General features: G+C 29.8%; 10 protein-coding genes. All 10 read right to left on the bottom strand.

What is annotated here, in order from left to right:
• Window positions 1-67 precede the first annotated feature (67 nt).
• The 10 genes from KGF48_RS17635 to KGF48_RS17590 are packed head-to-tail and all read right to left on the bottom strand — an operon-like array spanning window position 68 to window position 7,830.
• Window positions 68-250, bottom strand: coding sequence for a hypothetical protein (locus KGF48_RS17635; protein WP_227868379.1), 183 nt, complete (start codon window positions 248-250; stop codon window positions 68-70).
• Window positions 247-540 carry a hypothetical protein gene (locus tag KGF48_RS17630; RefSeq protein WP_227868378.1) on the bottom strand — a complete coding sequence of 98 codons (294 nt, stop codon included), beginning with the start codon at window positions 538-540 and terminating at the stop codon, window positions 247-249. Before KGF48_RS17630 ends, KGF48_RS17635 begins: the two co-directional genes overlap by 4 nt.
• A gap of 13 nt (window positions 541-553) precedes the next feature.
• Entirely contained in the window at window positions 554-2,026 is a 1,473-nt protein-coding gene (locus KGF48_RS20770) for a hypothetical protein (RefSeq protein ID WP_227868377.1), read from the bottom strand.
• Window positions 2,027-2,038: 12 nt separating this feature from the next.
• Entirely contained in the window at window positions 2,039-2,812 is a 774-nt protein-coding gene (locus KGF48_RS17620; protein ID WP_227868376.1) for a phage tail protein, read from the bottom strand.
• An 11-nt stretch (window positions 2,813-2,823) separates the two neighbouring features.
• Entirely contained in the window at window positions 2,824-3,441 is a 618-nt protein-coding gene (locus KGF48_RS17615) for a YmfQ family protein (protein WP_227868375.1), read from the bottom strand.
• Complete coding sequence (locus tag KGF48_RS17610; protein WP_227868374.1) at window positions 3,434-4,483, bottom strand: baseplate J/gp47 family protein; 1,050 nt, start codon at window positions 4,481-4,483, stop codon at window positions 3,434-3,436. The genes KGF48_RS17615 and KGF48_RS17610 overlap by 8 nt, the downstream gene beginning before the upstream one ends.
• The gene (locus KGF48_RS17605) at window positions 4,483-4,902 is read right to left on the bottom strand and encodes a DUF2634 domain-containing protein (RefSeq protein ID WP_227868373.1); all 420 of its coding nucleotides are present in this window, start codon (window positions 4,900-4,902) and stop codon (window positions 4,483-4,485) included. Before KGF48_RS17605 ends, KGF48_RS17610 begins: the two co-directional genes overlap by 1 nt.
• 4 nt (window positions 4,903-4,906) lie before the next feature.
• Window positions 4,907-5,167, bottom strand: a complete 261-nt coding sequence (locus tag KGF48_RS17600; protein ID WP_227828550.1) for a DUF2577 domain-containing protein — start codon at window positions 5,165-5,167, stop codon at window positions 4,907-4,909.
• A gap of 13 nt (window positions 5,168-5,180) precedes the next feature.
• Complete coding sequence (locus tag KGF48_RS17595) at window positions 5,181-7,148, bottom strand: NlpC/P60 family protein (protein ID WP_227868372.1); 1,968 nt, start codon at window positions 7,146-7,148, stop codon at window positions 5,181-5,183.
• Window positions 7,141-7,830, bottom strand: coding sequence for a LysM peptidoglycan-binding domain-containing protein (locus tag KGF48_RS17590; RefSeq protein WP_227868371.1), 690 nt, complete (start codon window positions 7,828-7,830; stop codon window positions 7,141-7,143). Before KGF48_RS17590 ends, KGF48_RS17595 begins: the two co-directional genes overlap by 8 nt.
• Between the last annotated feature and the right edge of the window lie 2 nt (window positions 7,831-7,832).

Below are 7,832 nucleotides of genomic sequence, written 5' to 3'. Positions count from 1 at the left end.
ATAAACGTCTACAAAATATAGGCAAAATGTAAATGACTTTATATATTTTTAGGAATAAAAAAAGAACCTATACTGTAGGTTCTATTCCTTCTAACGCTCCACTATGTTCAATTATATAATCCTCTACAGCCTTTCTGTACTCTGTGTTAGTCACATCGTCTAATTCAAATTCTCGATTTTTCAAAGGGTTCAATCCTTTGTTTAGAATTCTTTCTGCTAGTATTCTTACTACAACATTATTTATCATTATAATAATCCTCCTACTTTTTCATTTTCATTGAGTAAAATCTGATTTTCTAACTCTTGTATTCTCTTTTCTTCATCACTCACATATATTGGTATTTCTTCTAAAATTGGTTGTTTAGTTTCTATATTTATACCTGTAATTCTATTTTTGGTATAATCTATACTTCCATATTCAATATCAATACAATGTAATTCGGTTATTTCATCATGTTCTAATATGTCTCCTGTTGCTTCACCAGTTTGAAGCCATATCTTGCCTGTTTGGTCGTAAATTATTCTATTTTTTCTATTCATATTATCACCTCTTTTATATAAATTTTATAGCATACCAAGAATGTAGGTAACTAGAAACATTGGGACTACTTGCAGGAACATTAATGCCTTTATTATTTATATATACATCACGCTCATTATTTGAATAAATAAGTCCACTCCCACTAAAATCTTGATTAGAATTTTTTTCTTTAGTAAATACAATTCTAGCCGAAAAATCTTTTTTGTTCAAAAACCACTTTATATTATAAGTAGCAATAACAATATGTTTAAAAATATAATTACTAGAAGTAACATATTGACATTCAGCAACAAAAATATTAGGAATAAAACCTAAATTATCAATCTTAAGCCAAGTACCAGGTTGTCTACCAGAGGACTCTCCATATAAATTAGCCATTAAAGAACTATTTTTAACAACATCAATAGTGCCACTTGCATACTTATATTTTGTATTTAATTGACTTATAGTATTATTAGCTTGTGTTAGCTGATTCATCAAATCCTGCACACTAGCGTCTGAACTATCAAAACTTGTTTTTATTTTCTCCGATAACTCGACTAACGTATTATTTAAACTTGCTTCTATATTCTTTAATTCTAAAGTATTTATAATACTTGTTTTACCATTCTTAAACCCTTCTCCAATCTCTGTTAGCTTAGTTGATATATCACTTAAACTAGCATCTTCTTGAAGTGGCATTATTTCTTTACTTATGCTCAAAACTTTTTCTGCTGTTGCATTTTCTGCATCTGTAGCAACTATTTTAAGTGTGTGTATTGCATTGTCTATAAGTTCATAGTTTATTGTTTTCTCTGCTGTTAAATCTGTTGTTATTGTTTCTTTTAATACATCATCTAAATACCACTCTATTTTACTTAAATTATTATCTAAATCAGATGCTATAAACTTTGCAGAATTAGAATTATATGAATTAACTAAAATAAATGGTTTATTATTTGTTCTTGTAAATGTTACTGTTTTACTTGTTACTAATCCACCATCTTCTGTACTTATTTCTATTACTATTGAATTTGAGGAATTGAGTGCTAATGGTACTATTTGTTCATCAGTTAATTTAAGTTTATAATTATTATCACTAGAATTTGTCTTCGTTTCTATTATTGTGCCATTTAATTTTTCTGTAACAATAAATTTTATGTTTGGTTCATTATCTATAATTCTGTAGTTTATTTCACATCCTCTGCTAATGTTATCAATAGCAATATCAATAACAGGGTCAGGTATAAATCTTACTGTAGTTGTTTGTTGTACTACATCATCAACATCAGTTGTTACATTTCCAACTCTATAGTCCATCATATAAGAATTTTTATACAAATCTTTATCTCTGAATATATCTATATCCTTATTAGTATATAAATGAAAATAAGCTGTATAAAGTTTCCCATCTGTTTCAAATTCATACCTTTGTGCAAGTATATCTAATTCTGTATAGACACCTCTTCTTTTCTTCACAGTTCTATTATATTTCCATATCTTCACTTTATCACCTCCTTATATTGGTAGCAAATTACTGTTTATCGTTGATATAATACTAGTTCTATTACCCTTTACTTCTTGCATCACTTCTTTTAATGCTCCCTCTACATTGTCACTTTCAAATAAGTTATCTGCATCTTTTATACTTGTTTTCTCTGCTGTTGTTTCTATACTATCCACACTAGTTTTTACCTCATTCAATGCACTAACTATATTTGTTTTATCTGTTGTGTTAAGTTGTGTTGTATCACCTATTTTATTGTTAATCTCTGTTTTAGTTGTATCAATTTTAGTATTAACAGTACCTAGTTTAGTGTCTAAATCTTGTATGTCTTTAAGTGTTGCAAAAATTATAGTAGGGTCAATTTTAAGCTCTATATTATTTACATTAGATACAATAAGCACAGTTTTAACCTTCATGTCTACCACTGCACCTTGTTCTATAGAAGGTTTATAACACTCTTTGTATTTAGAAATGGCAATTAAATTATTTTCATCATCTAAATATCCTATTTCTCTTATCATAAACCCGCCTACGCTTGATGGTATTAAACTCTCTAATATTATACAATTTGGTGCAGTTTCATCTGTAGTTGTATTTCCGATATTGCCTTCCCATACCACATTTTTGAGAGCTGTCTGACTCTCAGTTGGAGTATATTCACTCCCTCCTCCATCACCAAGTTGAATTTTTACAAATCCCACTTTATTACCTGTGACACTTGCATTTGCTATCTTTGCTTTTCCTACATCTGTAATTATAGTGTAATAACTTTTATCTATAGCCAATATATCACCTCCTAAAATATTGTTATCTCTTGGTATCCAACTCCATTGCCAGTTAATACATCAATTTCTCCATAAGTTTCTATATCTGGTGGACTCCAAGGGTATATAGTTATTTCTTGACCCATTAAGGTTGTTATACCAAAATTCATATAATTGTCTTTGCTTATAAGCACTCTAGTGTAATCTAGTGTCATGTTACACGGCTTAATATTACTTACAAAAGAATGAACTTCCTCAAACCAATCTTGATTTCTAGCATCACTCTCAAGGTGTATGTTATAAGTAGCATTATTAATAGTTAATTCATAATTGCCTTCTCCAACTACATTATCTAGCCAGTTCCTTAAAAATCTCTCTGAGTAAGGTAGTTTACTTATATATTTACTAAAAATCCTAAACCTTCTATCTTCTAAACTCTCATTACTTTTAGGAGTTATAGACATTATCTTTTCCCATCTTTTTATACCACTTATAGTTAGGTCCTCTAAAAACTGGTCATTTGATAGGTCCTTTAATTTATCATGTAGTGTTTTTATTTCTTTATTTTCTGTATTAAATATCTTCTCATATTCTTCTTTATCTTGTAGAATTTGTGGCAAGTAATTTATTAAATTAATCTCTTTATCCAACTACTTCACCTCTTACTACTATAGAATCTTTATCAACACTAAAATTTGATGAAACATCATTTATCATTGTGTTTGCAATGTCTAACACTCCATCTATACTTAACAAACGAGTTTCTATCTGAGATATACGAACTATTAAGTTCTCTTCATCTTCCCAACTCATATTTAACTCATTTAAATAGTCGTCTATTGCTTCTTCTGCTATAGTCTTTATATTCTCCCAAGTGTAACCACTCTTATATGTTATTGTAGTACTTATATTTATAGTTGTACTTGTAACTCCTTCAACAGTGACTCTATGACCTATTGGTGCTAATCCAATACCTTCTCCTTGATTTTGTATAGGGTCAATTTCTTCTTGAACTAAATTAACTAAATCATCAGATGGTACTTTGAAATTAGAATTAATTATTACTAACTTAACAGTACCTCCACCGTTCCAAACTGGATATACTTTAACTCCCCCAACGTCAGGCAATTTATTAACTTCATCCTTATAGTTTTGTATATTACCCCCAAAAGATTGGGAATTTAAACTATCATAATATCTTTGTCTTAAACTGTCCTCAGATTCTTCATCTTCTCCATTTATCAATATTTCTGTTAACTCAGCAGTTTCAAGACCATCTATATATTCAATTGGAATCAACTGACCAAGTTCAAATATAGGTCCAGCAGTTTCACATTTCATCTTGTATATACCTTCAGATATTCTCTCAATTGCTACATAGTTATACTCTCCTAAGTTGAATCTTGAATCAATAGGAATATCTATGTTAAATACTCCTTTAGCAATTGTATTAGTAGCAGGCAAAGGTGTGATTCCTCTTTCCTTACATCTCTTCTCTAAATAGTAATAACTAGCAGTATCTACGAATGTTTGGTCTAGTAATTCATCCATGGCAATGTAAGTTTCTGTAAGTTCTATAGCAACAGGAGCAAGAGCATTATATATTATAGAACCTTCCCTTTTATCAAAAGTATCTGGTACACTATCTAACATTCTTTTAATTATATTTTCAAAAGTCATTAACTCAAACACTAAACACTCACCACCTTCTCTGCTTTTATATTTCCATATTTACTGTAAACTGTGAACTTACAATGGACCTTTCCTTTTATATTTTCAAACTCAAAATTATCTACATTTTCAATCCTATCATCTTGAATTAGTGCTTCTTTGATTCGTCTTTCAAGTTCGGGTATTACAAAGGATATAGGCTCTCCAATAAGGTCGTTCAACTCGACTCCATAATTCCAAGAGTAAATTAAATGTTGGTATCTCTCTGTGTTTAAAATTAAAAAGATGGTCTGTTTTAATGCTTCCACATCATCACAAATACCATCTATCTTAGATTTTTCTATATTTAATTTAAAAGTCTTACTAGGCTCTTGTCTTACATCAAAATTTATAATTGATACATCTTCAATATCATAATCCAAATTATCGCTTGGTAACACTTCATCACATCCTATCTAAAATCAAGTATTGTTGTCCTCCTTGCATACGAATTAAAACCAATTTGTCTCCCACCTTTTTGTCTGTATATCTTTTAAATGTATCTGTTTGTATTAGAAAAGATTCTTCAAAAGATGCTTTTTGCTCTATCTTAACTACTAAAGGATTAACACTTTCTATAGTTCCAAATGCAATTTGCATTGGATTACTTGTTTCTACTGCATCCATTGCTGCTTTCTTGATTATTTGCAATAATTCTTGGCTCATTTTATCACCTCGCTTAAAAGAATCTTCTAGCTCTTGCAAAATCATGCTTTTTCTTTTGTCTACCACTTAAACTACTTATTTTTACTACGTCACCAGTTTGTGGAGCATGAATATATTGGTCATTTCCTATATAAAGTCCAACATGATGTACTTTTCCTTGTTCGTTTTTAAAGAATACTAAATCACCTGCTTTTACATCATTTATGTTGCATAATAGTTTCCCTCTACTATCTTTTGATTGGTCTGCTGAAACTCTTTTGAGATTTATTCCTGCACCTCTTTTAAATGCCCACACCATAAGACCACTACAGTCAAAACTCTTTGGACCATTACCACCCCATTTGTAAGGCTTGCCAAGTTGATTTTTTGCTTCTTGAATAACTTTACTTACTTTACTATTATTGTTTGTTGATGTATTAGCATTGTTACTATTTTGAACTTGATAAGTTGTATCTTTTAAATTCTTTTCTGCTTCTTCATTGCTCCCAACTCCTGTACCTGCACTATTAGAACTATATGCATTTCCTGTTATTTGTTTATAAAATTTGCCTACTCCTGGTACCCAATCTTTATTAAGAGGACTATCATAAAGTGGAGCATATTTATCTCTTATACTTTCTAATGTTTTCCTTCCTATATGAATATAATTTCTTGATAAATTACTTATACCTCTTTTTATTCCTTCATCTACAGAGCCAAAAGACATTCCTTTCATTCCAAAGAAATTATTTTTAGTATTTGCAATATTTGAAGTCCCTCTAGCTGATTCGTGCATAGATATAGCAGCCATGAGTGCTGGATTAACTTTATAAGCATTTGAATATTTAACAAATATATTTCCTGTATTTGATAATTTACCTTTAAATACTTTATTTAATTTATTTATCATGTCATTATCTTCTTTGCTTGTAGTATTTTGTGCAGGACCATTTTTCTTTTCATCTTTATTATTTGCATTTCCACTACTGTAGCTTGAAGAAGAATAAGAAGCAAATTCGTCTCCATCAACCAAAGTTAGGTCCATAAAATGACTGTTATTTTCAAATGTATGTTTTACTTTCTCAACTAACATATAATTTTGTAACTCAATATCTCCTAACGACAAAAAAACAGGTACTAAACAACCTGCTCTTACTCTAATATCTCCAAGCACATTTTTAAGACTTAATGACTTAGTTTTCTTATTATATAATTTTAAGAGCATTTCTGCTTTTTTGTCCATTTCTGCTTTTGTCACGTTACTATCTACTGTATCAAATAGTTGTAGAACTCCCCAACTTCTTATATGAACTGAATCTTTTACTGTAGTAGAAATCCTTTGACCTGTGTTTTCATCCTCTTTTAATAATTTTACTTGAGTATAAGTATCACTATCAATCGAAGAATTATAGTCAAAATCCTCAATCACATCATTATTCATAACTACATCTAATTTCATAGAAGCTACATTCTTTAATACTAGCCGACCAAAATCATCATAGAGTACATACATTTCCTTTTTCTCTCTTAAAGTATCATCTAAAGCTGTTAGCACCATGTCAAAAAGTGTTTTATTTTCTTCTATCCTAGATATTTTATACTTAGTATCTTCTATAGATTTACACTTTAGTTTAAAATCGTCAGCTAACATTTTTATTATTTCACTTGCTGTATAATTTTTAAAAACATAAGTATCTTTATTCTTAAAATATCTCAACTGGTCGTAAGCAACAATTTTAATGTGATTTTCTTTATCTCTTTTCTTCTGAAATATATATCCATAAAATATGCCTACACCCTTGTAATATAATCTCACTGAATTACCTTCACAGAATTGTAGTATATCATCCATGACGATTGTAAATTCTAATTTACTTGGTGTACCTCGTCTTTCTATCTCCCATGTTATGTTATCAAGGACAACTGGCTCATAGAAATCTTCCCAATGAGCAATAACTAACCTTACATCTCTATCATTTGCTAATACTAATTCATCAGCCAAGTTTTAACACCTGCCCTTTATAGATGGTGTATTTAGGTACTTTTTTACCCTTATTTGCTTTATCCATCATTGTTTTATTTAGTTCATATACTTTCTTATATAGTGAACCATTTCCTAATTGCTTTTGACAAATTGCCCAAAGAGAATCACCACTTTTGACTGTATATGTTTTAGCGTTTGGGGCATTGACCGAATCAACTCTCTTAGGTTCTATCTTTACATTAGGTCTACCAGTATCACTTTTAGGAGGAGCAAGAACTAATTTTCTAGTTGAGTAATCTCTATATTGCTTTAATTTAATAGCTACCTTAAAATCTGAACCATTGTCTGCATCTTCTACTATGTTATATTCCTCAAGTGATACTTTTCTATTTGTATTAAATAGTACTTTATTCCCAAGTTGTCGAGATACAATGAATTGAAATGGCTTACAATCTGTCTTTAGTAGTTCTAGTTTACTTAAAAAGAATTGAACATCTTTAAAAGTACCTCGATAGAATGGTAGTTTATTATGTGTAAATTCTGCTTCAAAACTTATTTCAGATAGACCAGGAGTCTTTAATATGTTTACTTCTCCATCATTTATAAGGTCTACAGTTTTATTTTTGTTTGTTGTTTTTATTTCTAATTTGCCAGGTGTAATTGGTAATTGTACTCCATCCAAGTAAAAATCATAAGCCATTC

The sequence above is a fragment of the Clostridioides sp. ZZV15-6388 genome, from assembly GCF_020657755.1.
In the GTDB taxonomy this organism is placed as follows: Bacteria; Bacillota; Clostridia; order Peptostreptococcales; family Peptostreptococcaceae; genus Clostridioides.
The sequence above is the reverse complement of the archived record's forward strand: the minus strand, read 5'-3'. Positions and strand labels throughout refer to the sequence as shown.

Bases quoted from the DNA above. Each gene is read 5' to 3' on its own strand.
- KGF48_RS17630 (WP_227868378.1), bottom strand. From the start codon at position 540: ATGAATAGAAAAAATAGAATAATTTACGACCAAACAGGCAAGATATGG.
- KGF48_RS17600 (WP_227828550.1), bottom strand. From the start codon at position 5,167: ATGAGCCAAGAATTATTGCAAATAATCAAGAAAGCAGCAATGGATGCA.
- KGF48_RS17590 (WP_227868371.1), bottom strand. From the start codon at position 7,830: ATGGCTTATGATTTTTACTTGGATGGAGTACAATTACCAATTACACCT.